General features: G+C 69.2%; 22 protein-coding genes, 1 tRNA gene and 2 pseudogenes. 11 read left to right on the forward strand and 14 right to left on the reverse strand.

Annotated elements, in window-relative coordinates; all coding sequences use genetic code 11:
• Positions 1-33: 33 nt before the first annotated feature.
• On the reverse strand, positions 34-1,494 hold the full coding sequence (locus tag ACZ6CV_RS23305) for a tetratricopeptide repeat protein (protein WP_469252643.1): 1,461 nt from the start codon (positions 1,492-1,494) through the stop codon (positions 34-36).
• Positions 1,495-1,830: 336 nt separating this feature from the next.
• Between ACZ6CV_RS23305 and ACZ6CV_RS23310 the strand changes: the two genes are divergently transcribed.
• Both ACZ6CV_RS23310 and ACZ6CV_RS23315 read left to right on the forward strand, forming a co-directional pair.
• Entirely contained in the window at positions 1,831-2,322 is a 492-nt protein-coding gene (locus ACZ6CV_RS23310; RefSeq protein ID WP_469252753.1) for a hypothetical protein, read from the forward strand.
• A gap of 261 nt (positions 2,323-2,583) precedes the next feature.
• A complete protein-coding gene (locus ACZ6CV_RS23315) occupies positions 2,584-3,444 on the forward strand; it encodes a spermidine synthase (protein WP_469252644.1) in 861 nt (286 codons plus the stop codon).
• Positions 3,445-3,490: 46 nt separating this feature from the next.
• Here ACZ6CV_RS23315 and ACZ6CV_RS23320 read toward each other — a convergent pair whose 3' ends face one another.
• Positions 3,491-4,054, reverse strand: a complete 564-nt coding sequence (locus tag ACZ6CV_RS23320) for a hypothetical protein (protein ID WP_469252645.1) — start codon at positions 4,052-4,054, stop codon at positions 3,491-3,493.
• A gap of 122 nt (positions 4,055-4,176) precedes the next feature.
• On the opposite strand from ACZ6CV_RS23320, the gene ACZ6CV_RS23325 reads away from it, so the two are divergent.
• Entirely contained in the window at positions 4,177-4,881 is a 705-nt protein-coding gene (locus ACZ6CV_RS23325) for a response regulator transcription factor (protein WP_469252646.1), read from the forward strand.
• A complete protein-coding gene (locus tag ACZ6CV_RS23330; RefSeq protein WP_469252647.1) occupies positions 4,878-6,266 on the forward strand; it encodes a sensor histidine kinase in 1,389 nt (462 codons plus the stop codon). Before ACZ6CV_RS23325 ends, ACZ6CV_RS23330 begins: the two co-directional genes overlap by 4 nt.
• A gap of 86 nt (positions 6,267-6,352) precedes the next feature.
• Here ACZ6CV_RS23330 and ACZ6CV_RS23335 read toward each other — a convergent pair whose 3' ends face one another.
• Positions 6,353-6,931 carry a CAP domain-containing protein gene (locus ACZ6CV_RS23335; protein WP_469252648.1) on the reverse strand — a complete coding sequence of 193 codons (579 nt, stop codon included), beginning with the start codon at positions 6,929-6,931 and terminating at the stop codon, positions 6,353-6,355.
• 267 nt (positions 6,932-7,198) lie between these two features.
• Between ACZ6CV_RS23335 and ACZ6CV_RS23340 the strand changes: the two genes are divergently transcribed.
• Positions 7,199-8,266, forward strand: coding sequence for a chitinase (locus ACZ6CV_RS23340; protein WP_469252649.1), 1,068 nt, complete (start codon positions 7,199-7,201; stop codon positions 8,264-8,266).
• Between the two features lie 475 nt (positions 8,267-8,741).
• Here the strand turns inward: ACZ6CV_RS23340 and ACZ6CV_RS23345 are convergent.
• From ACZ6CV_RS23345 to ACZ6CV_RS23365, 5 genes and pseudogenes are all read right to left on the reverse strand, one after another.
• Positions 8,742-8,828 (reverse strand): annotated as a pseudogene (locus tag ACZ6CV_RS23345) (transposase); the annotation flags it as partial.
• A 122-nt stretch (positions 8,829-8,950) separates the two neighbouring features.
• The gene (locus ACZ6CV_RS23350; protein WP_469252754.1) at positions 8,951-10,216 is read right to left on the reverse strand and encodes an MFS transporter; all 1,266 of its coding nucleotides are present in this window, start codon (positions 10,214-10,216) and stop codon (positions 8,951-8,953) included.
• A gap of 1,229 nt (positions 10,217-11,445) precedes the next feature.
• The gene (locus ACZ6CV_RS23355; protein ID WP_469252650.1) at positions 11,446-12,252 is read right to left on the reverse strand and encodes a glycosyltransferase family 2 protein; all 807 of its coding nucleotides are present in this window, start codon (positions 12,250-12,252) and stop codon (positions 11,446-11,448) included.
• Positions 12,249-12,872 carry a histidine phosphatase family protein gene (locus tag ACZ6CV_RS23360; protein WP_469252755.1) on the reverse strand — a complete coding sequence of 208 codons (624 nt, stop codon included), beginning with the start codon at positions 12,870-12,872 and terminating at the stop codon, positions 12,249-12,251. Before ACZ6CV_RS23360 ends, ACZ6CV_RS23355 begins: the two co-directional genes overlap by 4 nt.
• 45 nt (positions 12,873-12,917) lie before the next feature.
• The gene (locus ACZ6CV_RS23365; RefSeq protein ID WP_469252651.1) at positions 12,918-13,979 is read right to left on the reverse strand and encodes a hypothetical protein; all 1,062 of its coding nucleotides are present in this window, start codon (positions 13,977-13,979) and stop codon (positions 12,918-12,920) included.
• 1,298 nt (positions 13,980-15,277) lie between these two features.
• Here ACZ6CV_RS23365 and ACZ6CV_RS23370 point away from each other — a divergent pair.
• Positions 15,278-15,745: pseudogene (locus tag ACZ6CV_RS23370) on the forward strand (LacI family DNA-binding transcriptional regulator); the annotation flags it as partial.
• A gap of 141 nt (positions 15,746-15,886) precedes the next feature.
• On the forward strand, positions 15,887-16,069 hold the full coding sequence (locus ACZ6CV_RS23375; protein ID WP_469252652.1) for a hypothetical protein: 183 nt from the start codon (positions 15,887-15,889) through the stop codon (positions 16,067-16,069).
• 165 nt (positions 16,070-16,234) lie between these two features.
• Here the strand turns inward: ACZ6CV_RS23375 and ACZ6CV_RS23380 are convergent, their stop codons facing one another.
• Positions 16,235-16,480 (reverse strand): chaplin, encoded by a 246-nt coding sequence (locus ACZ6CV_RS23380; RefSeq protein ID WP_469252653.1) that lies wholly within the window; start codon positions 16,478-16,480, stop codon positions 16,235-16,237.
• 296 nt (positions 16,481-16,776) lie between these two features.
• On the opposite strand from ACZ6CV_RS23380, the gene ACZ6CV_RS23385 reads away from it, so the two are divergent.
• The gene (locus ACZ6CV_RS23385; protein WP_469252654.1) at positions 16,777-18,168 is read left to right on the forward strand and encodes a hypothetical protein; all 1,392 of its coding nucleotides are present in this window, start codon (positions 16,777-16,779) and stop codon (positions 18,166-18,168) included.
• A gap of 296 nt (positions 18,169-18,464) precedes the next feature.
• Here ACZ6CV_RS23385 and ACZ6CV_RS23390 read toward each other — a convergent pair whose 3' ends face one another.
• Positions 18,465-19,013, reverse strand: a complete 549-nt coding sequence (locus tag ACZ6CV_RS23390) for a hypothetical protein (protein ID WP_469252655.1) — start codon at positions 19,011-19,013, stop codon at positions 18,465-18,467.
• Positions 19,014-19,183: 170 nt separating this feature from the next.
• Between ACZ6CV_RS23390 and ACZ6CV_RS23395 the strand changes: the two genes are divergently transcribed.
• Together ACZ6CV_RS23395 and ACZ6CV_RS23400 are read left to right on the forward strand one after the other, a co-directional pair.
• Positions 19,184-19,933 carry a DUF6879 family protein gene (locus tag ACZ6CV_RS23395; protein WP_469252656.1) on the forward strand — a complete coding sequence of 250 codons (750 nt, stop codon included), beginning with the start codon at positions 19,184-19,186 and terminating at the stop codon, positions 19,931-19,933.
• Between the two features lie 13 nt (positions 19,934-19,946).
• Complete coding sequence (locus ACZ6CV_RS23400; RefSeq protein WP_469252657.1) at positions 19,947-20,798, forward strand: helix-turn-helix domain-containing protein; 852 nt, start codon at positions 19,947-19,949, stop codon at positions 20,796-20,798.
• Positions 20,799-20,899: 101 nt separating this feature from the next.
• On the opposite strand, the gene ACZ6CV_RS23405 is transcribed toward ACZ6CV_RS23400, so the two are convergent.
• The 4 genes from ACZ6CV_RS23405 to ACZ6CV_RS23420 all read right to left on the reverse strand — a co-directional run bounded on the left by ACZ6CV_RS23405 (position 20,900) and on the right by ACZ6CV_RS23420 (position 23,644).
• Positions 20,900-20,972 (reverse strand) — tRNA-His (locus ACZ6CV_RS23405).
• Positions 20,973-21,081: 109 nt separating this feature from the next.
• A complete protein-coding gene (orn, locus tag ACZ6CV_RS23410; protein ID WP_355819829.1) occupies positions 21,082-21,684 on the reverse strand; it encodes an oligoribonuclease in 603 nt (200 codons plus the stop codon).
• A gap of 10 nt (positions 21,685-21,694) precedes the next feature.
• Positions 21,695-22,924: a GlxA family transcriptional regulator gene (locus ACZ6CV_RS23415; RefSeq protein ID WP_362368924.1), complete on the reverse strand. Its 1,230-nt coding sequence runs from the start codon at positions 22,922-22,924 to the stop codon at positions 21,695-21,697.
• Between the two features lie 396 nt (positions 22,925-23,320).
• Positions 23,321-23,644, reverse strand: a complete 324-nt coding sequence (locus tag ACZ6CV_RS23420) for a hypothetical protein (RefSeq protein ID WP_469252756.1) — start codon at positions 23,642-23,644, stop codon at positions 23,321-23,323.
• Between the two features lie 565 nt (positions 23,645-24,209).
• On the opposite strand from ACZ6CV_RS23420, the gene ACZ6CV_RS23425 reads away from it, so the two are divergent.
• Positions 24,210-24,734 carry a universal stress protein gene (locus tag ACZ6CV_RS23425; protein ID WP_469252658.1) on the forward strand — a complete coding sequence of 175 codons (525 nt, stop codon included), beginning with the start codon at positions 24,210-24,212 and terminating at the stop codon, positions 24,732-24,734.
• The last annotated feature ends 167 nt before the right edge of the window (positions 24,735-24,901 follow it).

The raw sequence follows: 24,901 nt of genomic DNA on the forward strand, positions 1-24,901 counted from the left end.
GACCTCGGCCCGTACGTCCGCACGGCCGTACGTCTACACGGCGCGGGGCAGCCCGGCGTGCCCCGCCAGGAAGTCGTTCACCTCGGGGACGCCGCGGTGCGGCAGCAGCACCCGCGCGGTCGCGGCCAGCATCGACTGGATGCGGGAGGACTGCACCTCGCCGAGGAGCGCGAGCACCCGAAGTCCCGCCCGCGCGGCCTCGTCGGGGCGGCCCGCGCGGGCCAGGTCGTCGGCGAGCTCGGCGGTGTACAGCGCGATGTTCCGGGTGAACTGCGGGGTCTGCGCGGCGGCGGTGGTCGCGGCGAGCCGCGCGTGCCCGGCGGCCCGCCCCCACTCGCCCAGCGCCGACCAGCACTGTGCCTCAAGGCCCGCGAGTTCGGCGGGACCGTAGAAGGTCATCCACTCCGGGTCCTCGTCGCGGGCGCCGCGGTCGAAGAGGCCGTGGGCGCGCGAGAGCGCCTGCTCGCACCCCGCGCGGTCGCCGAGCCCCGCCCAGCCGCCGGCCTCCCGCAGCGCGAGCAGCGAGAGCAGCCGGGGCGAGCCGAGCCTGCGGGCGGCGTGCGTCGCCGCCTGCGCCGCCCGCACCGCCTCCCTGGGGCGCCCCGCGTCCCGCGCGAGGAACGCCGTGTTGCAGAAGGCGTGCGCCTCCAACGCGGCGTCCCCGGAGACCCGGGCCGTCGCGAGGGCCTCGGCGTAGTGCGAGCGGGCGTCGTCGAAGCGGCCCGAGTCGTGCGCCAGCCACCCCACGGAGATGGCGAGTTCACCGGCGCCGGCGTGCAGCCGGTCCGAGGTGGACTGCCGGGTGGTGGTGCCCGCGTCGAGCAGGGCGTAGGCGGTGCGCAGCGGCGCGGCCGCCCGCCGGTAGAGGCCGTCGGCGCCGTGCCGGTCGTCGAGCAGCCTGATCCTGCGCACGGCCGTCTCGACCGCGCCGGCCTCGGCATCCCCGACGCGGCGCCCGCGCAGCGCGGCCGCCTCCGCCGGGCCGCCCAGGGTGAGCCCGATGGGCCCGAGTGCGGCCGCCACGGTGGCCGTGGAGCCGGTCATGAACGCGCGACGCTGCACGTCGCTCTCCTCGTGGGTCTGGACCGCGTACGGATCACAGGCGCGGGGGTCGGACCCGGTCGGATGGGACTCGTACAGGTGGATCGTGGTCGCTGGGACGGGTGTCGGGGGGACGGGCAGGACGGGTGAGGACTCGGTGCGCAGCCCCCGTCCGCGCACCAGGGCGCGGGGGGCGAACCCCAGGTCCGTCAGGGTCCGGCCGGGGAACATGTGCAGGAACACGCGTTCGTAGGCGTAGTTGGGGCAACGGATCTCACCCGCCTCCACGCGTCCGATGTACCGCGCGTCGCAGCAGACCCGCTCGCCGATCTCGCGGGCGGCCCGCCGCACCGCCGCGGCGAACTCGCCCGGCGAGCGCTGTCCGCGGAGTCGGCGGAAGGCAAGGTTCGGTCGTGGGGACTGAGTTGACGATGCCATCGGTGACGACGCCATGGCCGGACCCTCTCGTGCGGATCGTGCCGGAACGTGCCCACGCTCGCGCACCGGGTGCCGCACCCGCGCACGGGATCTCACGGGGCCACCCTGTTCCGGCGGAGCACGAACGTACCCTCTGTGATCGGTCGGCCACACGGTGTTTGGCTACAAACCGGATATCTCACCCACGATCCGCCATGAACTGCCATCCTTTGCGGCGGCGAGCCGCAGTGCCTGTTGACGCCGACCCGCGTTGAACCATGAGGAGCGGGAGCCAGGCGGTCCCCGCACTGGCGAGGAGGGGCCCCCTTGTTGGAGAGCGGCACGGAGAACGGCGACTCCCGTACGAACGGCATGTACCGGGCGGTGCGCGGCGGCGCGTCCCCGGCATCCCTGACCACGGCCCGGCACCGGCCCACCCCGGACGCCAGCGCCCCGCCCGGCCCCGCCCCCTGCGACGACGAGTGCTGCGACCTGGTGACGGTCCCGGCCCGGCAGGGGCTCGAGGCGGTCGACATCCTGCGCCGCGGCGCGGTCGACACCATCGGGCCGGTCCTGCACGACGGCGGTGGCGACACCCTCGGCTTCTTGGTGCCGCCCGGCACCGCGGACGGCTGGGACCTGCCGGGCAGCGCATGCACCCAGACCTTCGGCCGCGGCCTGAGCGTGTACGCGGAACCCGCCCCAGGACCCAGCGGACCCGTCGTCCCCGACCCGCCGGTCGCCGGCACCGGCTGGCTGCTGCCGCCCGACGGCGAGAGTGACCCCGTCACCGACCCGGCCGTCCTGCGCGCCGCCCTCGGCCAGGCCGCCCGCACCATCGAGGCCGCCGACAGCTGCCGCTGACCCCCGGCGACACCATCCACCGTCTCGCGCGCCCGCCTCCGCACTCTCCGCCGTCCCGCCGCACCCGCGCCCCCCGCTCCGTCCCGCGCGCCCGCCCCCCGCACTCTCCGCCGTCCCGCCGCACCCGCGCCCCCCGCTCCGTCCCGCGCGCCCGCCCCCGTACCCGCCGCCGCGCCCCCCACCCGTACCCCCACCCCCGCACCGGCCCGCCCCCGTACCCTCCGCCGGGCCGCCGCCCCCGCGCCCCCCGATAATGGTCGGATGGCAAGGAACAAGCGGGCCCGGGAAGCGCGGGAAGCCGTGGTCGAGGACGTCGACGGCGGGCTCGCCGAGCTCATGCCGGACCGGGACAGGCCGCGCGCCTGGACGCTGCTCGTGGACGGCGCCCCGCAGTCCCACGTCGACCTCGACGACCCCGCGTACCTCGACTTCGAGTACCAGCGCAGGCTCGGCCACATCGCCGACCTCGTCGCCCCGCCCGGCAAGCCCGTGCACGCCCTGCACCTCGGCGGCGGCGCCTTCACCCTCGCCCGCTACATAGCCGCGACCCGCCCCCGCTCCACCCAGCAGGTCGTCGAGCGCGACACCGCGCTCGTCCGGCTCGTCCGCCGCGAACTGCCGCTGGACCCCCAGGCCCGGGTCCGGGTGCGCGCCGCCGACGCCCGCGAAGGGCTCGCGAAGATCGCCGACGGCTGGGCCGACCTCGTCATCGCCGACGTCTTCAGCGGGGCCCGCACCCCCGCCCACCTCACCAGCACGGAGTTCCTCACCGACGTTCGCAGGGTCCTCAGGCCCGGCGGGTACTACGCCGCGAACCTCGCCGACGGCCCACCGCTCGCGCACCTGCGCGGCCAGATCGCCACCGCCGCCGCGCTCTTCCCCGAACTCGCGCTCGCCGCCGACCCGGCCGTCCTGCGCGGCCGGCGCTTCGGCAACGCCGTCCTGCTCGGCTCCGACCAGGCACTCCCGGTCGCCGAGCTGACCCGCCGCTGCGCGAGCGACCCGCACCCCGGCAGGGTCGAACACGGCCGGGGCCTCACGGACTTCACCGGCGGAGCGGCGGCGGTCACCGACGCCGGCGCGGTGGCCTCACCCGCGCCGCCCCCGTCGGTCTTCCGCTGAGCCGGCCGACCCGCCAGGCCCGTCCGGCCCGGACCGGGGCGAGGGTTCAGGACTTCTCGATCTCCACCCGCGGCTCCGTGTCGTGCCAGGTGCAGAAGACCGAGACCTGGGCCGCGCCCCCGGTGAAGTCCACCCGGATCCACTTGTCCTGCTTCCACGTCTGCACGGACCAGCCGGCCGCCGGGGTCGCGGAGACCAGCGTCGCGGAGTCCTTGCCGAGGTCGAGGACGACCCGGCCGCCGGTGGTGTTGTAGCTCTTCACCGTGCCCGTGCCCGAACGCGCCGGAGGCGGCGACGAGGACTTCTTGGAGTGCCCTGTTCCGGTCGATCCGGTCGATCCGTTTGTTTCGGTCGATTTCGGCGAGTGGGGCGACTTCGGCGGCTCGGCGGACTTCGAGCGCCTGTCGGTGGCCGACGACGGGGTGCGGTGGGTCGACGAGGCGCGCGGCTCCGCGCGGTCGGGGCCGCCGTCGTCGGCCGTCAGCGGCAGGGCGCGCGGCGGGTCGTAGGCCGTGCCCGCCATCACCGTGTGGACGCCCCACCAGGACAGCGTGACCGCCGCGCCCGTGGCGAGCGACCACGCGATGGTGTGTACGAGTCCTCTGTGCATCGCGGGCCATACTGCACCACGTCCCGCACGCCTGTCCCGCGGGGCGGCCGGGCCCCTGACCGGCGGGGGCGGGCACGTCCCTGGCAGGACCGCGTTCCTCCGTATGGCGTACGGTGCCGCCCATGGCAAGTGTGCTCGTCGTCGAGGATGACCAGTTCGTGCGCTCCGCCCTCATCCGGCATCTGACCGAGGCATCGCACACCGTGCGCAGCGTCGGCACCGCCCTGGAGGCGCTGCGCGAGGTCGCCCATTTCCGTTTCGACGTGGTGATCCTGGATCTCGGCCTGCCCGACCTCGACGGGTCGGAGGCGCTGAAGATGCTGCGCGGCATCACGGACGTCCCGGTGATCATCGCGACCGCCCGGGACGACGAGACGGAGATCGTCCGGCTCCTGAACGACGGCGCCGACGACTACCTCACCAAGCCGTTCTCCGTCGAGCACCTCTCGGCGCGGATGGCCGCCGTGCTCCGCCGCGCGCGCGTCAGCGCCGGCGAGGCGCCGCCCGGCAACGTGCTGCGGGTCGGCGGGCTCAGCATCGACCCGCTGCGCCGCCAGGCCGAGCTGGACGGCGCGCGCCTCGACCTGACCCGCCGCGAGTTCGACCTGCTCGCCTTCCTCGCCGGACGGCCCGGCGTCGTCGTACCGCGCAAGGAGCTGCTCGCCGAGGTGTGGCAGCAGAGTTACGGCGACGACCAGACCATCGACGTCCATCTGTCGTGGCTGCGGCGGAAGTTGGGCGAGACGGCCGCCCGGCCGCGCTATCTGCACACCCTGCGCGGGGTCGGCGTGAAGCTGGAGCCGCCGCTGCCGGAGCCACCGCTGTGAGGTGGGCGCTCGTCAAGGTCTGTCTGGCCGTCACGACGATGGTCGTGGTGGCCTTCGCGGTGCCGCTCGGCCTGGTCGTCAAGGAGATGGCGAGGGACCGGGCGATCTCCAACGCGGAGCGGCACGGCGCGGGCATGGGCCCCACGCTCTCCATCACCACCGACCGCGCCGAGCTGACCCGGGCCGTCGCCTCCTCCGAGGCGGGCGGCGACGGGCGGATGGCGGTGTACGTGCCGGCCGTCGACGGCCACCCCGCCTTCGAGGTCGGCGACCCGCGGGCCGAGGCGCGGGCCGTGGAGGCCACCCGCAAGGAGGGCCGCGCGAGGACCACCGAGGTGCCCGGCGGCTTCGTCGTGCTGCAGCCGACCGCGCTCAGTTCGGGCACGGCCGTCGTGGAGATCTACGTGCCCGAGGCCGAGATCAGCAACGGCGTGACCACCGCGTGGGTGGTGCTCGCCGGTGTCGGCATCGCGCTCGTCATCGGCTCGGTCGCGGTCGCGGACCGCCTGGGCGTACGCGTGGTCCAGCCGGCCAGACGCCTGGTGGGCGCCGCGCACGACCTCGGCGAGGGCAAGCTGGGGGCGCGGGTGCCCGAGGAGGGGCCGACCGAACTGCGGCTCGCCGCCGTGGCGTTCAACTCGATGGCCGACCAGGTGGTCCAACTCCTCGCCAACGAACGGGAGCTGGCGGCCGACCTCTCGCACCGGCTGCGCACCCCGCTGACCGTGCTGCGGCTCAACGCGGCCTCGCTCGGCGAAGGGCCGGCGGCCGAACAGACCCGTACCGCGGTCGAGACGCTGGAGCGCGAGGTCGACACCATCATCCGCACCGCGCGGGACGCCAAGCCGCAGACGGCGACGGTCGGCCCCGGCGCGGGCTGCGACGCCGCCGAGGTGATCCGGGACCGGATGGCGTTCTGGTCGGCGCTCGCCGAGGACGAGGGGCGCGAGGTCCGGGTCGCGGGCGTCGACCGGCCGGTCCGCATCCCGGTGGCCCGCACCGAACTGGTCGCCGCGCTCGACGCGTTGCTCGGCAACGTCTTCCGGCACACCCGCGAGGGCACGGCCTTCTCGGTGGACGTGCACAGCGGGGAGGACGCGGTGATCGTCCTCGTCTCCGACGCGGGGGCGGGCATCGCCGACCCCGAGGCCGCGCTCGCCCGGGGCACCGGATCGGGCGAGGACGGCTCCACGGGGCTCGGCCTCGACATCGTGCGGCGCCTCGCCGAGTCGACGGGCGGCGACGTCCGGATCGGCAGCTCGGTGCTCGGCGGCACGGAGGTCCGCATCTGGATCCAGCGCGACGCCCGCCGCCCGGGCGACGTCCGCCGGGGCCACCAGGGGGACGCGGTACGCCGCCGCAGGCGCACCCCCACCCCGAGCTGACGACCCGCGGGACCGTCACCCGCCCCACCGAGGGGAACTGCCGCCCCTTTTCCGCCCGCTGGAACGCGCCGCTCACCCACCCGGCCTCAGTGCCGCGCGGCCAGATCCAGCGTCCACCAGGGCCCGCCGGAGCCGCGCGTCACGCCGACGCCCGCGTCCGTGTAGTGGCAGGAGAGGACGACGGCCCGGTGGGAGGGGCTGCGCATCCAGGCCCTGACGGCGGCCTCCGGGGTGCGCGGACCGGCCGCGATGACCTCGCCGGCCCGGCGGGGGTGATAGCCGGCCTCCCGCATCCGCTCCAGCGGCCGACTGCCGTCCGTCCCGAGGTGGGTGAGGCGCTCGTGGCCGGACATGTCGTCGCTGTGCTCCCTGGCGGACCGGCTGAGCGAGGCCCGCAACCGTACGGGGGCACAACCGGCCCCGGCGCGGTGCCGGTTGACCTCCGCGACGACGTGGGCGGACAGCCCCGCCCGGAACGCGGGGTGCCCCTCGGGGGCGGCGAGCGGCGTCGACCAGGGCGGGGCCTCGGCCGACGGCTCGTACGGGGCCGGCGGGGGCCAGTCGGGCGGTGCCGGCTCGGCACGGGCCACCGACGGGCAGGCGAGCATGGCGGCGAGGAGGAGGACGAACCCTCCGGCGGGCACTGCTCTGCGCGTTCCGGTCATGATTCCCTTTCCCGCAGGTGAGGCCATTGTGGAGAAAACACCCATTTTCGGCCCTGAGCCCCTGTCTGTCCTGCTGGAGGTCTGTCCTGCTGGAGGCCGCACGGGCGAGGCCGGGCTCCCCGGCGCGCGATCTTTAATCGGCCCCCATCCCTTCCTTAAGCGCGCCCTAAGATCCTCGACCCGCGTCCCGCATGGGCGTTTTGTCGGTTCCGGCGCGGCTAGCGTGCTGCCGCACCCCCACCCCCGTACAGCTAAGGCAGGCACGCGATGAGCAGCACGCACCGGCGCACGGTGAGCACCCGTTCCAAGGTCATAGGAGGGCTGGTCGCCGCGTCACTCGTCGGCGGCGGCGCCTTCCTCTTCTCCGGGACGGCCCTCGCGACCAAGGCCCCCGCCGGGAAGGCGCCCGCGCAGGCCGGAGCGGCGAAGGACGCGGCGAAGGACGGCGCCACGTTCGCGCCCTTCGTCGACACCTCCCTCGCCCCCGCCTACGACCTCGTGGACACGGCGAAGAAGACCGGCGTCAAGGAGTTCAACCTCGCCTTCATCACCTCCGGCGGCGGCTGCGAGCCGCTGTGGGGCGGCACGACCGGGCTCGGCGACGACAAGGTGGCCGCACAGCTCGGCGACCTGCGCGCCGCAGGCGGCGACGTCCGCGTCTCCTTCGGCGGGCAGGCCGGCTCCGAGCTCGGCCTGAAGTGCGACAGCGCGGACGCCCTGGCGAAGGCGTACGGCAAGGTCGTCGACGCCTACAAGCTGACGAAGGTCGACTTCGACATCGAGGGCGCCGCCCTGCCGGACACCGCCGCGAACACCCGCCGTGCCGAGGCCATCGCCACCCTGCAGAAGCAGCACCCGGACCTGAACGTGTCGTTCACGCTGCCCGTGATGCCCGAAGGGCTCACCCAGCCCGGCGTGGACCTGCTCGCCGACGCCAAGAAGAACGGCGTGCGGGTCGACGCGGTGAACGTCATGGCCATGGACTACGGGGCCTCGTACAGCGGCGACATGGGCACGTACGCCGTGCAGGCCGCCACCGCCACGCAGAAGCAGATCAAGTCCGCGCTCGGGCTCTCCGACGAGGCCGCCTGGAAGGCCGTCGCCGTCACCCCGATGATCGGCGTCAACGACGTCGCGACCGAGGTGTTCAAGACCGACGACGCCGACCAGCTCGTCACGTTCGCCAAGGACAAGGGCATCGGCTGGCTGTCGATGTGGTCCTCGACCCGCGACAAGGCCTGCGAGGGCGGCGCGTCGGGCTCCGCCCAGCCGACGTGCTCGTCGATCGAGCAGGAGCCGCTCGCGTTCACGAAGGCGTTCGCGGCGTACAAGTGAGCCGGCGCCCCGGCCGGACCTCCCCCCACCCGGCCGGGGCACCACCCTGGTCAGTCCAGCGTCGGGCTCGGCGGCAGCTCCCCGGCCGCGGCGACCTTCGCGTACCAGTGGGCGCTGGACTTCGGGGCCAGGGTCGGGTCGTCTGCATCTGAACCGCTACGTGGCGGAGGACGGCTGGCCGCTGTGATGAGCCGCCGAACGCTTTCAAGCTCCTCACGGCCCGGCGCTGATCCGCCCGTTTACTGCGAACTGGGCGAGACCGGGCATGACAGAACGTTCCTCACGGCACTTGCCACAGCCCGCACCACACAACACAGCGAACCGGGCAGCCCACCATAAAGGCCCGCCTCTCGCACCGCTGCGGATCGCGCGCTCCGCTCATCTGCTTGAATGAACCTGGCACCGTCCACCGCATCCTGGCCCGCTACAACTGGCCCGCCTAACCACCTCGACCGCGCCCGGCCGTCGTCAGGAGGGGCTGGTAGATCACCCTGGGGCGTCCGCCGGGTTTGTAGCAGGTAAGCGCCGTGATGGAGATGCGATCCCGGAAGCGTTCGCGCACCGCGGGGATCAGTGTTCGGTCAGCCGGTTACAAGGCCTTTTTGATATTGAGCGGTCTATGAGACCAGGGTCTACCGGCGGGCAACATTGCTGAAAAATATACTCTCCGCTTGGCCTTCAAGCTTAAACATGCCCTTGAGGGGCATCATCGTTCCCCGACTCCAGGCGCGACCGCCCGTGGAGCATTTTGGATGCATCATGGGGCCGTTCCCTTGGTGCGTTGTCAGGGATACGAGCGGCAGCGGTCAGTGTGCAGAGAAATGCCAAGATTGCGAATGCAACCCGTAAGGACATTCCTCGCGCAACACCCCCCATTATCATGGGGCCGATTAGGAAACCAACTTGCCCAAGGCCGATCACCCGAGCGATGGTGCGCTCCTTGTTGGCTCCCCCCGACTTCCCGGCGAGTGAAATTAGTTGAGGCATTATGCATGCCTGGCCTATTCCGAAAAATGCAAAACCTACTATGCCCATCCATGGTGCGGATGCAACGAAGGTTACCGTTAGGCCGAATGCGGAAACGATCGCAGAATAGCGCAGCAGTCGATGGGCACCCCATCGGAATGAGACCGGGTCGCCTATGGTGCGGCCGACAGTCATTGCCACAGCGTAAGCAGCATAAGCCAATGGGGCTTGTTGAGAACTGTCGCCGAGTTCGTCGCGCAAGTAGATTCCACACCAGTCGCTGACCGATCCCTCGCACACCATGGCGGCCACTGCGAGCAGGCCGAGCAGTACCAGATGGCTCCGTGTCTGCCCGGCCGATTCAATGTGGGGGGCATCTGGACCTCCCGCTGCCTTAATGTTTTCCGCTGAGCCACGTGGCATTTCTCGCCACACTGTGATCAGCACGATCAAGTGGGTACTGGATACTGCCGCGAATAGCGCAATGGACGGAACCTCGAATTGCCGTGAAATGGCTCCACCTAGAGCCCCCATGAGACTGCCGATACTGAAGGCAGAATGAAACGAAGACAGGACGGGTCGTTGCAATTTGAGTTCGACGCCGACGGCGGAGACGTTCATCGCGACGGCCATACATCCATGAGAAAGACCTTGGAGGGACAGCGCGACTGCCAAGAGGGAAACCCGGTCAGCCAGAGCAGGGGTGAGTAGCGTCACCGCGACGGCCATGCTGGCGCCTCTTAGAAACAGTTGTGCTGGCAAGCGAGTCAGCAGACGTCCCGACACGTGTATAGCGGCAAGCGCCCCCACTGCACCCGCGAATAGCGCGATCCCAAACTCTATTGGCTGGGCGTGGGAATGGCGCTGGACATCAGGTATGCGAGAACTCCAGGTCGCCACGGAGAGGCCGGTGAGTAGAAAGCAAGCTGTTAGACCAGCGCGGCCCGTAGTTTCTTTCCGGCCACGGCTACACAAACCTCGCATCAACGAGCTTCCCCGGGAGACCTGAGAGATGGCGGATGCGGTTGACCTGGAACGCCTAGGGCCGGCCCTGGTCCAGACGTGAGCCAAGCGGCCCGGTGTCCGCACAATACGCTCCGCCGGACAAGCGAGCTTAAGGAAGCGCGATGTTTGTCAACGACCGACATACTGATGAAGCTTCTGAGCATGCCGGGTGCAAGGCTGTCCAGGGCCTGATCGAAGACTGTTCCGCGTCTCGGTGAGGCAATGGTCCGGGCTCCGCGAGCTCTTCCTAGGTGCTTTGCTGCCATGGCGATCAGGACACCGGTCAACGCGATCTCCTCCAGAAGGCGCGGATCGATGTCGATGCTGAGACGATTGAGCAAGTGCGAGACGTGCTGATCGCGTAGCATTGGAGCAAGCAGCGCTTCCGCGGTGCCACCGCGGTCCTCCAGCCACAGCCGGGATCCGATGAAGTCCCAGGGCGCCCCGAAAATCCCCTCGATGAGACAGCCTGCTTCCCCCGTATCCCACCGTAGGTAGGGCAGCATGGAGGTTTGAAGGATTTCCGAGTTCCACTGGTGATCTTGCGCCAGAGAATGTGAGAAGCATACCGAAAGCCGTAGCCCTAGATCGGTGTTGCCGGCAATGCTCGGAACGTCACGGTGCTCGACTAAGTTCGGTACCGCAATCACTGGACGAATGCCTCGTTTACTGAAAAAACGAAGCACTGTGATGTCCTCAGGTTCCCCTGGAACAGCACCGCCATTGGACAGGTAATCTGCCAACGACGCTGCCATTTCAGTGGGTAACACCATGGCCTGGGTGGGTGCGAAGCTTCCGACTACCGGAGCCCATGAGGCTCCGGTCAGTGCGGCCAGCCGTACCGCTGCCGAGTTGCGTGCACTCCAGTCCGCGAACAAGCAGATCGCCGCGCGGGGCATCGACTGCACAGCATGCTTCAGGTGCAGCACGAAGCTCTCGCAAAGGAGCACATCGTCTTGGAGGAGCAAATGATGGGACGCTCCTTGGTCCGCGTTCCTCCAGCCCTCACGGAAGGTCCGCACCACCCAGGGTGGCTCATCCGGCGCAGGGTCCATGACGATACGCAGGTCGAGTTCGGGATGGGCCTCGCGTAGCTTCCTAGCGAGACCTGCTCTCGCTGGATGAGTCATGATTGCTGCGGAGATAGTGGTCGAGTCAGCACGCAAGGCGCACCTCGCATTTGGCTAGGCCGGGATGTCAATGGGCGGTCAGAACAGGCTTGGGTACGGAGCCTTGATGGGAGATAGTCCTGCCTGAGTGCGGCGGCCATTGATGGCAGCCTCCATCGTGCGGAATGAAAGTATCTTTGCTTCCTGGTAGCCGCTTGCGCGGATCGTCTGACCTTCCCATCGACGATAGAGCAGTGTCGCGATCGGCAGGCTCAGACCGGCACCTGCGGCGGATGCCAGCAGGCAGTAACCCACGTCCTCGTTCACCGCCAGGCCGGGCCAGCCAAACTGGGACAGAGCCGTCATCCGCCGCACCATCACGTTGTTGGGATGGAAGGGAAAGGGTGACGTCCACTCCTCCTCTAACTCATACTGACGCCAGTGACGCTTGCTTCGGATCCAGCGGGGAGTGGGTGAACGATCGTCGAGCCAACGGCGATTGGTCGCGACCCACACGATGTCTTCACTGTATGTCTGTGTGACAAGGGTCTCGAATCCATCTGCATCGAGCATATCGTCTGCATCGACCGGAAACACCCACTCGCCTCGGCTCATAGCCAGGCTGTGGTTACGAGCTGCTGAGACGCCCTGACTAATGGGAAGTTGGAGGATCCGATCTGCCTTCACCTGTGCTACGAGATCTTGGTCCGCACCAGGTCCATCAACGACGATGATCCACTCTATGCCAGCACCTGTTCCTTTTAGCCGCTGGCGAACGTTCTCGACGCTGTGAGATGTGTCTGGGAGGTGATCTAAGCGCCGTGGATGCGCCGCAGTAATGAGTGACACCCGTGGTGCTGCCGGGCCTTCATACTCTCGATGGCTCTCCGGCCTTTTCTCGGTCATCCATCCTCCACTCCCGGTGCAGGCGGCGGCGATTCACCTTGCCACGACAAGCAGTGACCGGTGTCACCGGTCATGGCTACGTCGACGTACCTCCCGTTCTCGAGCCAGCGTGGCTGCACGAAATCGGGCGTGAGGTTCGGGCAGAACGTGGGTAGCGCGAGCCTGAAGATTGTGCCGTGCCCGACGAGGACGAATGCTTTGTCACCCGAAGCGAACTGGCTCATCAGCCCCAAGAGGGCCTTAATCCGCGCTGTGGCTGACAGCGCAGACTCGCCATTCCGTGAGATCGGGTGGTTCAGATCGCCCCGAAGCCACCGCTCCCAAACCCAGCGGATCTGGGTGTCGACCTCTTCGTGTAGCCGTCCTTCGGCAACCCCTGCCCGGCACTCCGCGAGTTCCTCGGCTACTCGCACGTCACACCCTGCGATCGAGGCTACGATGCAAGCCGTCTCACGGGCTCTGCGAAGCGGACTTGAATAGACCATCCTCACGCCAATAGATGACGCGAGTCGCTCCCCGGCCAGCCGTGCCTGTTCACGCCCGACAGCATTCAAGCCTAATCCTGGCGGTTCTGTAGAAATGCGAAGCACGGTGTTGTCATCGGTTTGCCCGTGCCTCATGAAGATTAGACGCGTTGTCAACCCTCAACCCCCTCTATAGAGCATTCAAGCAGAAGGCGATCGCCGCGCAGGTCGGAATTTTATGGCGCTTTTAGGGTTGCGGTGGAAGAGTTGCCGCACCTGATCGTCGTTAAGGCCAATCGACAACATGTTGGCGCGCTGCGTTGAGTAATCACTTGAGCCAGCTGCAACTGCACCGTCGTCACGGAGGAGGAGTCCAGAATGGGGGTCTTGGGTGAGGGGCTCTCCCGCCATCGTGTCGACCTCAATGTGGTCGGTCAACGCAATGAGCCGACCGGTGCCGAGGTAGTCGACGGTGCGTCGGCAGATCGATAGGTCGACGTGGTGGCCGTCGAAGTTAAGGCAGGGCATGAGCCGGTCGTCGCGGGCGGCGTTGAGCATGGCCGCCGGCACGGGGCCAAGCAAATCGGGCAGACTCTCCCGCGTCCAGCGAGGTGCCATGACCGAGGCAAGTTCTAATTTGCGGCGTCCTAATGCCGCCTCGGAGCGCCAGGCGTGGACGAAGTTTCTCGGCATGTCGTTGTACAGGTGATCCGTCAGTACGAGGAAGGGGGAGGACTCGTAGTGTAGATGAAGGTAGCCGAGTACATTTTCGAGTCTACGAGCACTGCGACAAGGATTGTCCCGGTGGAAGTGTCCGACGCCGATCCTTACTCCACTGTCATAGAGGTTGCAAAGCAGTTCGGAAAAAGTGAGTCCGTCTCCAATGGGATCGTCGAGATCCATGGCATCCGGTGCCATGACTATATACTTCAGGCCTAACGTGCCGAGTTCCGCTAATTTGGCCCACTCGGCGGCAGTTGGATACCATTTCCCGCTTCGGGGAATACCGCCGTCTGGACCGAGCAGTGGCCCTTCAATAGCGAAACCGGCGATATTCGGCACTTCGCCTGATTTTGAGAGCTCCGAGAAGGCCTGCATGGTATCCCGCAGCCGTGGAAGGTTTTCACGACGTAGGTAAACTGTGGGCAGAATTTCGAGGTTTTTTCGCTCTGCGAGATCCTGGATGATTTTCACATCTTCCGGGGACATGGTTGAAAAGTCGAAACTCCCAAGACCGTGAAAATGGTATAGAAATGCAGTCACTGTCGCCTCCGAGGATTCGCGCCTTGACGCATGATGTGAAATGATATAGCGTGGCCTGAATGAGGGCTCCGCCCTCATTCACTCTCCGCTCACGCGCGTCTCAGATGCCTGGCTAGAGAAATTGAACGTGACACGAAGGCAGGCTGGTCGCAGTCTGATCGCACGGGATTCCCAAAGGGGCGGACAAGCGAACCTGTCCGCTCCTACGGTGCTAGTCGATGCGCCCCGTGAGAAATTCAGGCTATTAGGGAGGGGCTGTAAGAATGATACCTGTAGGTGCTGCCTTTCGAGGCCCAGACGTGGACCCGATACTCGGTGCCCTCAGTGATGTTGCGCATGCATGACGTGCGGCCACCACTGGTGTTTCCGGTGGTCGTATCGTCGAAGCACACTTCGCCGTGGTTGACCCAGTGCATCGTTCCGTGGGAGTCAGGCAGTAGTTTTTGGAGTTGCGCGCGCGTACCCCAGCCATCGGACCAGAAGTCCTCGACAACTAGGTTCTCGCCGTGGCTCCAGGTCTCCGCAACGCCGCCGTTTCTCGTGTCGCCGGGGACGTGCCACCACGCCCAAGCATGGTTGGGCTCGGCAGCCCGAGCCGAACTTGGGGTGAGGACTGCTGCCGTTAAGGCAGCAGCTGCGATGGCGACGAAGGCTTGCGACGTTCTCCTCTTGCAGTTTAAGGGCATGAGCACTTCCTGACGTTCGGAATTTGACTGGGTGAGCAAGAAGTAATGAGAAGTCTGTCCAGACCCCCTCCCCGTGAGTGCTTCGCGTAACACTAACCACAGTGGTTTCGTGCAATGTCGATGTTGCCTCCAGTGGCAGCTGCCAGTCAATACCACTAACTCACCTTTCATGGCTGAGATCATGTGGCTGATTCGTAGACGAGTAGATCAGTGACGACCCTTCCGGACCCAAAGTGTTCCATTGCCTGATGACCTGTGGAAACGCCCGAAGAATCGCTCGTTCCGTTCTCCAAGTCTGTGGTGTTTTATGTAGTGCAGCATGCCTACCGATGGCGGTCATATTGCATTACGAGACGTCATCTATGTGCCGTACGGGAGAGTGAGGAAGAGACGCGTTTCGAGGGACCTGGGCAGAGACTCCATGCCCATGGAGCCCGTAGCGGTACCTTCATCGCGTGCCCCCTCGGCTGGACCGTCTTGGGGCCGCGTCTCCCAGGGGCGCTTCTGCCGCAGATCATCTTGATCGTGCGATGTGGGCGTACGGCTGCGTCACCGTCAACCTTCTGGGAATGCCTGCCGGGCGGTGCCGTTATGAAGCTACGGCCGGAGAGCGCGGGCCACCCGGTCGACGAGACGCTGATCGTGGGGGGCGACTTCACCGAGGAGGGCGGACGCCGTGCGATGGCCGAACTCCTGGAACGTACGCCGGACTTGGACGCGGTCTTCGCGGGCTCGGACGTGATGGCGGCCGGCGCCCGGCAGGTGCTGCGGGCGGCGGGGCGCCGCATACCGCAGGACGTGGCGCTGGTCGGCTTCGACGACTCGGCCATCGCCCGCCACATGGACCCGCCCCTGACGAGCGTGCGTCAGCCGATCACGGAGATGGGCCGCACGATGACGGAGGTGCTGCTGGCCGAGATCGCGGCGCGGGGGGAGGCGGGGGAGACCAGGGGGGCTGGGGTGGTTGGGGAGGCCGGGGTGGCTGGGGTGGCCGGGCGTCGGCGTGCCACTGGTGTCGGGTCCGGTGGCCGGCGGCAGATCGTGCTGCCGACGGAGCTGGTGGAGCGGGCCTCGTCCTGAGCCCCGTTGAGGAGCGGAGAGCCGGAAACCGGCCGTGACCAGCCGTCACCACGCTGCGTGACGCTTCGACGTGCGCCTCGCCGCGCCGCGCCGGAAGCTGTGAGCGGGGGGCAGGAGTTCCCACTGCGAAGGAGGCCCACCATGGGCATGAAGGACCAGTTCCAGGACAAGGCCAAGGCGCTCAAGGAGCAGGCCGAGAAGGCGCGAGGCGGCGCCCAGGACGAGGCGTCGGAGCGTGGCCGTCAGGCCGAGGACCGGACCCGGAAGGGCCAGGACCAGCTCCGCGACACCGCGGACGACGCGCGGGACCGCTTCCAGTCCTGACGGCGCGATCCTGGCAGGTCCTCGGCCGATGGCCAGGGCCCCGGCGTACGCACGGCGGCGGCTGTGGCGCCCCGTGAATGCGGGGCTGCTGTGGAGCCCCGTGAATGCGTGAACGAGCCCCCGTCTCGTCGATCGAGGCGGGGGCTCGTCGTGCGTTCTCGGTCCTCAGTTGTTGCTGTTGGTGCAGGTGTTGCCAGAGGCCGGGTTCAGCAGGGCGAGGACGTCCACGCCGATGCCGCAGGCGTTGACGGGGACCTCGACCGGGATCTGGACGTTGGTGCCGGAGAGGATGCCGGGGCTGTTGCCGGTCGTCGCGGTCGGGCCGTCGTCGGCCAGAGCCTGCCCGGCTCCTCCCAGAACGGTCAGACCCGACAGCAGTACGGCGGCGGTGAGAACTCGGGCACGGCGCATGGAAGACCTCCAAGGGTTCGGGAACGCGTGCGAGTCCAACTCACCTCAGTCCGGCCCAACTCGCGACCGCTGACGGCCATATGAACGACGCGAGGCCGTGTGACGGGTCCAGTGGTGTATCCCGTGACGCATCCGCGCAGTGCCCCGCGCAGCCGCCGCGATCACTGAACCGCCGTCACCTCGATCGGCGGCCCCGCACCACGTCTCCGGTGGCGGACCGCAGGAAGCGTGCATAGAACGGGAGACACACGCTCACCATGCGGGGCGAGAACGCCCTGCTGAAATGGAGAAGTGACATGGCCGCTGAGCCTTACTCTGCCGCCGGGGAAACGTCCGGGACCGGCGAACCTCTGGTTTCGACGACGCTCCACTGGGGCACCGCGCAGCTCGGCGCCCCACCCCGCGAGCAGCCCGCACCGATGCCGCAGACGGCCGAACCGGGCACACGTCCCGCCACGGACCCCGCCGTCGACCACCCCACGGGCCACACCAGCGCCCCCACGGGCCACGTCACCGCCCACACGGGTCACGTCGCGGGCCCGCCGGCCGGCGTCGTACTCCCGGAACGGCCGACGCACGAGCCGGACCGGCCCCCCACCGACCCCGACCGGCCCCCGCAGGAGCCGGGTCGGCCCCCGAACGCGCCGGCCGACCGACCCGCGGAACAGACGACGCACACCCCTGACGTCGCCACCGAAGCCGAAGCCGATGCCGACGACGACGCGGTGGTCGAGCTCATACGAGTCGCTGTGGTCTCCCGTCCGCTGGACGACGTCGTCGACCTGGTCACCCGCCTGGAGCAGTCGCCCGAGGAACGTGCGACCGCGCGGTCGGTCCTGCGGCTCGCGGCCGTGGCGCGCTCCGTCGAGGACGTCACCCGGCTGGTCGAACTCCTGGGCCCGCCCGAGTACCCGGCCGACCACATGGACGAGGCCATCCGGCACGCCGCCGAGGAGCGGCCCATCCCCGAGGTGAGCCGTCTCGTCCAGCTGCTCTCGCGCCCCCCGCACGACCCGCACAGCGGCGCCGAGGTGGTGCACGCGGCCGGTACGGCGCGCTCCGTCGAGGACCTGATGGAGCTGATGGACAGCCTGCGCGACCACGCGGGCGACGGCTCCGCCACGCACCCCATCAACCTCGCCGCGCTCACCCGGCGGGCGCCCGCCGAGGCCGACGCCTCCGCGGCGCCGGGCACATCGGGCACGCAGCCCGCCGGTCCCGGTCAGCCCTCGCCCGCGGTGGCAACGGCCGCCGCCACCCCGAGGCGGGCCCGCGAGCGCACGCCCGTGACGTGGCTGCGCCGCGTGGCCGGCGTGCTGTTCCTGCTCTGCGCGGCGGCCCACGTCCCGATGGACTGGTCGCACACGCCCACGGTGGGTCTCTCCGTGGCGGTCGGCGTCGCCGCCGTCTGCGCGGTGGCGGGCGTGGCGCTCTTGTTGAGCGGTTCGCCGCTCGTGGCGGTGGCGGCCACGCTGGTGGCCGGAGCCCTGACCGTGGGTCATCTGGTCGACGGCCGGGTCAACTCCAAGACGCTCGGCTACGTGCTGCGGCCCGACGGGGTGGCACCGCCGCTGCCCGCCCTGTCGGCGATGGTCGCGACGCTGGCCGCGCTGCTGGTGGTGGCGCTCACGGTGGCGGGCCTCAGGGCGGCAGCCAACCGGACCCCGACCCAGGCCCCGCGCCGCTAGGCCGGCCGAGGCGGACCAAGGACATGAGCAGGGCCGACCCGGGCGAACGGGTCGGCCCCGCTCATGTCGTCGGTCGTGCGCCCACTCTCCATAAGGGCGGGAGGAGTTGTGAGTTCAGGCCGAGTCGCCCGACGAGGCGCGGACGGCGGCTCGTGCGGCCCGCAACGCACGACGGATCCTCTCGCCCTCCTCGCAGTCCGCCCAGCGGTGACAGGGCATACACCCGTCCAGGTGCGCGAGGAGGCGTTGGTACGCCTGCCGCTCCCGGTGTTTCTCGGCCTCGGCCATCCGCTCGGTCAACACGGCTCCGCCCCCTCGTCGACGCTGCGGCCGATGCGGCTGAGGGCCTCCACGGCCAGGGGCTCGCACAGGTCACCCTCGAAGCGCGGCGCCACCACCCAGTGCGTGCCGGGTGGTTCGATACGAGTGAGCTTCGGTACGCCGAGGTAGGTGCCGGCCCCCAGCCAGGGCGCCACGTCCTCGTGCCGCCAAGTCCCCTTCCGGCGCCGCCTGGTCAGGGCGTAGTACGTGCCGCCCATGGTGCGGCCGTCGTAGATCACCGGACCGTCCAGGCTCTGCGCGAGCCGGGCCGCGACGACCTGCGGGTCGGTGGAGCGCACCGCGTTGTGTACGAGGTGCTCGGGGAGGCGGACCGCGTCGAACCTGCGGCCGCACGGAAGCAGCGCTACTCCGGTAGCCGCCCACTCCCGCCAGGCCTGCGCAGGCTCCTGCAGGGAGCGGGCGAGCCAGTCGGAGATGGCCGAGCCCTCTCTTTGGCCGAGAGACTCCACGGCGGTGAACGGGTCGACGCTCGCGGCGTCGCTCGACTCGGATGCTGAGGCCATGCCGAGGACGGTAGGGACGCACGGCCGTGAGGACCTAGGCAGTGTTCTCGAATGTTCTCGAACTCTGGCCGGATGTTCTCGTGTGTTCTCGCATCGGGTGCTGCACCCTCTGGAGCGGGGGCGCATCGCAGCGTGATGCTGGTGGCGACAACCCGAACTGAGGGGGCGGCATGGCGCGACGACTGCGTTTCATCGGCACGGACAGCAAGAACGGCGCCTGCCCAGCGCTGCACGAAGACCTCGACTCCGGGCAGGTGATCGTGCAGGGAACACCCGTCAGTGACCCCGAGGACGTTTCCCAGCTCCAGCACTTCGGTCCGGACGATGCCGCGGTGGCCGTACCGCGCGAACTGCTCGTCAACCACGGGCCCAAGGAGATGGTGCGAGTGCCCGAGCTGGTCGGCCTCGAAGAGTTCGGTCAGTTCTTCGAGACGTTCGCGCACTCGGCCTGGCACCTGGAGACCCGCCGCGGGTACGCCTCCGACAGGGACGATCCCGGCTTCGCCGAGTTCCGGCGCACGGGCCAGGCGCCCATGGATCTCGGCAGCGACTGGTGCATGAACATCCTTCGGCAGACGTCCAGCGGCAAGTACGTGGGGCGCGTGCGTGTAGTCGATGATCCCCCGACCGAGGGGCAGTTGTTCCTCATGGACTACTCCCGCTGCAATGCGGCGACAGGGGAGGACGTACGCAGCATCTGGCGTGCGGACGCGCAGCGCGCGCACCTGCCCGAAGAGGACTTCTGGATCTTCGACAGCCGTCTGGTGGCAGTGCTGCGCTTCGACGACGAGGACACCTTCCACGACGTCGAGGTGATCACCGAGCCCGCTGAGGTCCTGCGATACTGCCAGGTCCGGGACGCAGCCGTGAGTCACGCCCTCCTCACCGAGGCGTTCACGGCGCGGCTGCGCGCAGACTGACGGCAGGGAGACGGTGAGCACAGACTTCCAGCAGGCCCGCGAGTCTCTCGGAGCCCGGCTCCGCGAGCTGCGACTCTCCGGTCCTGATGGTCGGCTCACCGGCCCGCGACTCGCCCGACGACTGGGCTGGCCGCACTCCAAGATCTACAAGTTGGAGAACGGTCAGCAGACGGCGACGCCCGAGGACCTGCGCACCTGGGCAGAGGGTGTCGGCCGGCCCGAGGTCTTCGCCGAGCTCGACGCGCGTCTCAAGGGGTTCGAGTCCCACATCCGTTCCTGGCGTCGACAACTCACATCGGGACACCGGCCCGTACAGGACGGCTGGAATCTTGAGGTGAGCCGGTCCACGGTCATTCGCGCGTGGGAGGAGGCCGTGGTCCCCGGCATGCTCCAGACCGCCGACTACGCCCGCGCCGTGTTCCTGCGCTACGCCGACCTCCATGGCACGAAGCGCGACACCGACGAAGCGGTGCGCCTGCGCATACGGCGCCAGGAGTGGGTGCACGAGACGGGCCACCGGTTGCACGCCCTGGTGTGGGAGGCGGCCCTCCACGCGCTGATCTGCTCACCGGCCGTCCTCGCGAGCCAGCTCGACCGGCTCGCAGGCACGATCGGCATGGACACCGTGCACCTCGGCGTCATTCCGCTCTCCGCCCCGCTCAAGGTCCCCGCCGCCAACGGGTTCTGGGTCCTGGACGAGCGGCTCGTCATCACCGAGGACTGGCACGCGGAGTTGTGGTTGGACGACGACGACAACGTGGCCACCTACCTCCGCATCTGGGACACGCTCAGCGCATCGGCCGTGTACGGGGCAGACGCGCAGATGATCATCGCGCGTGCACAGCGGGCGGTCCGCCCTCGCTGACCGCCTGCCGGGGCAGGACCAAAAGCCCCCGGCGGGGCCCGAGGGTCGAAGAAACGATCAAGGCCCGACCTGCTTTCGCAGATCGGGCCTTGATCAATCAGGGTGAGTGACGGGACTTGAACCCGCGGCCACCTGGACCACAACCAGGTGCTCTACCAACTGAGCTACACCCACCATGTCCGGTCTTTGTCGTTCTTCCGACCGGCCGAGAAAAAGTGTACAGGGTCCGAAGGGGTGCTCGCGCCCACGTATTCCGGACCCCGTACACGGGGACCCGCGGAGGCTACTCCGCAGGCAGGACGTGCTTGGCCGCGATCGTCTTCGCGGTGTCCGAGTCCGGGCCCGGCTGCGGGACGAAGATCGCCTCGCGGTAGTAGCGGAGCTCGGCGATGGACTCGCGGATGTCGGCGAGCGCGCGGTGGTTGCCGTTCTTGTCCGGGCTGTTGAAGTACGCCCTCGGGTACCAGCGCCGGGCCAGCTCCTTGACGGAGGAGACGTCGACGATCCGGTAGTGGAGGTACTCCTCCAGGGTCTTCATGTCCCGCAGCAGGAAGCCGCGGTCGGTGCCGACCGAGTTTCCGCACAGCGGAGCCTTGCGGGGCTCCTTGACGTGCTCACGTACGTACGCCAGCACCTGCTCCTCGGCGTCGGCCAGCGTCGTGCCGCCGGCCAGCTCGTCGAGGAGCCCCGAGGCGGTGTGCATGGTGCGCACCACCTCGGGCATGGTCTCCAGCGCCGCGTCCGGCGGGCGGATCACGATGTCCACACCGTCGCCGAGCACGTTCAGTTCCGAGTCGGTGACCAGTGCGGCCACCTCGATAAGTGCGTCGTCCGTCAACGAGAGCCCGGTCATCTCGCAGTCGATCCACACCATGCGATCGTTCATGCGTCTTACCCTACGGCGCGCTCCTCTGGCCGGGCAGGGGAGCACGTCCTGGCGCGTACACGTCCGAGCTCGGTTTGCCCGGATCGGTGGGCACCGAGGCCGAGGGGCCGAGCGCGCTGGCGGCCGCCGTGCGCCGGGTCTGGCTCGGCACCGGGCCCGCCTCCACCAGGGCCGGCACGGACTGCGCCGTCGCCGGCACCGACTCGAGCACCCGTTCGCCCTGCGGCCTGCGGGCGCGGTAGGCGGCCCGGTAGGCGGCGGGGGACGAGCCCAGCTGGCGCCGGAAGTGACCCCGCAGCGCCACCGGCGAGCGGAAGCCGCAGCGGCCCGCGACCTCGTCGACGGAGTAGTCGGAGGTCTCCAGGAGCCGCTGGGCCTGGAGCACCCGCTGGGTGATCAGCCACTGCAGCGGCGCGCTGCCGGTCAGCGAACGGAACCTGCGGTCGAAGGTGCGCCTGCTCATGTACGCGCGCGCGGCCAGGGTCTCCACGTCGAACTGCTCGTGGAGGTGTTCCAGGGCCCACGCGACGACCTCGGCGAGCGGGTCGGCGCCGATCTCCTCCGGTAAAGACCTGTCCAGATAGCGCTCCTGGCCGCCGGCCCGGCGCGGCGGCACCACGAGCCTGCGGGCGAGCGCGCCCGCCGCTTCGTTGCCGTGGTCCGTGCGCACGATGTGCAGACAGAGATCAATTCCGGCCGCGGTGCCGGCGCTCGTCAGGACGTCCCCGTCGTCGACGAACAGCTCGCGCGGATCCACGTGGACGGACGGATAGCGCTTCGCGAGCGTCGGCGCGTACATCCAGTGGGTGGTCGCGGGGCGGCCGTCGAGCAGGCCCGCCGCGGCGAGTACGAACGCGCCGGTGCACAGCCCGACGATGCGGGCGCCCTCCTCGTGCGCGCGGCGCAGCGCGTCGAGCGCCTCGGGCGGCGGCGGTGACGTGATCGACCGCCAGGCCGGTACGACGACCGTGCCCGCCCGGCCGATGGCCTCCAGGCCGTGTGGCGCGGTCAGTTCGAGCCCGCCGGTGGTCCGCAGCGGTCCCTCCTCGCCGGCGCACACGAGCAGCCGGTAGCGGGGGACGCCGGCGTCCTGCCGGTCGATGCCGAACACGGAGAGCGGTATGGAACTCTCGAAGATGGGACCGCCGCTGAAGAGCAGCACCGCTACGATCTCCCGGCGGCGCCGCCCCGAGAGTTTCCGAGCCGCGGTCTCCGGCGCGGCAGTGGAGTCGTGGCTCATGGTGCTAAACCCCCCTCGGGCGTCGCGGCTCCCTGTCCTTGACGTGCTTGCCTGGCTTGTCGCTGCTGCACGTTTCCCCTCGGTCCTCCACCAGTCCCCCGCCGTAATACAGTCAAGATCGAATCTACTGCGTCCCGTGCTGCCGGGGTGACCAGTTCATCACTCGGCAGATTGTCGACATGGCAACTTGGCGTGAAGCATTCGATCACGAAGCGTTGCACTCGCGCGGCCCGCTGGGAAGTGCGCCTCTGCTCCATGGCCGGTCCCCGTAGGGTGCGGACGGCCCGAGAGCACCTTTCAGCCCTGGTCGGACGGGGGTTGAGGGGGCGTTCGGCCAGCAGATCCGCGAGCTCCGGAAGTTGGCTGAAAAGCTACGGGGGCGTGTGTGTGAATCAGTCAGTCCACCGGCGCACCGTCGGCACTGTGACGAGTGCCCCTGTGCGCCCCCGGAGCCGTCCTGCCGTGCCGTCCCCGGTACCCGTTGTTCTGTTCTGCAAGCAGTCGCGCGGCGCCCCGTTCGGACTGGCGCAGGAGCACCCGGCAGACGCCGGTGACGGCCACCAGGCCGAGCGCCGAGCCGGCGGCGCCGGCCAGTGACGTCCCGTATCCCACGAGGACGACGGGGACCAGCACACAGCTGAACGCGGCCCAGCGGACCACGTCGCTCACCGCATCCGGCGCCGGCGCGTCCTGCCGGTCCCGGGCGCGCGGCGCGAGCACCCCGCCGGGGCGGTGTTCGTGCGCTCCCTCGGTCGTGCGCCGGTGGCCGTGGGCCGGGCCGTGCTGCCCCTGCCGGGGCGGCCGGGCCGCGGGGGCCTGCCGGTGCTGCGGGCCTTGCTCGGGTGAAGCCGGGAAGCGGGGGGCGGAGGGGGGCGCGGTCGAAGATCCAGGCACGGCGTGCTCCCTGTGGCGGTGAGGTACCGAGGTTCAACGCCCGGTCCGGCGGCGGGTCACTGGGGAGGGCGCGGGGGGCCGCCGGACGGGTGGGCAAACCGCCTGTAGGAGGCAGCAACCATTGCCATACGGGCGAGGCTCGTGCATGCTCCGGTGGACGCCGGGAGCCCTGTGCAGGCCCCGGCGGGGCTCCGTTCGGGGCTTTTCGCAGGCTCTGGGCAGGAGAGGAGTGTCGCCGTACCCTTGGGGGTATGGGGTTGGGAAGATGATTCCCGGACGACCTCCCAGGTCCCTGAACCATTTCTGAACCTTGGCACCACACCTTGGCACCACACCTTGGCACCACCGAAAAGCCGACCCTCCCACAGAGGACTCCTTCGCCGAGACACCGATGGCCGGTCACGAATTCTCCGAACCCGCGAACCGCAAGCGGCAGGTCGCCGATCCGACAGCGACCCCCCAAGCGGCGGAAGAACCACGTCACTCCTGCGATCCCGCCTTCCGGCACGGTGTCGTCGTCGGCTTCGACGGCTCGACCTCCAGTGAGCGGGCCCTCGCCTACGCCATCGGCATGGCCCACCGTTCCGGCTCGGGCCTGATCATCGTCCACGTCGCCAACCGGCTGCCCACCACCGTGTGGGCGGGGTGCGAGCCCCCGGTCTTCGTCGACGTGCCGGACCACCGCACCGAGGTCCTCGGCCTGGAGCTGGCCTGCGCGGACTATCTGTCCGAGGTGCCGTGGATCCTCGTCGAGCGCGGCGGCGACATCTGCCACGAGCTGGAGGAGGTCGGCCACGAGTACAGCGCGGACGCGATCGTCGTCGGCTCCACGCACGGCATCGTCGGCCGCATCTTCGGCTCCGTCGCGGGCCGGCTCGCGCGCCGCGCGCAGCGTCCCGTCATCGTCATCCCGTAACGCCCCGGCCCCTCCGGCGAGTTGAAGGACGGGCCCGCGAATGACCCGGCGCCTACCACCTCAACCACCGCCGTGTGCAGTGGTTTTGTGCACAGATAAATCTACTGGCGCGTAGAGGTGCTTTGCGCCCTTGTGAAGGGTACGAAAGTGACCTGGGCGCGGGTCGG

Source organism: Streptomyces sp. NPDC041713 (assembly GCF_055591085.1).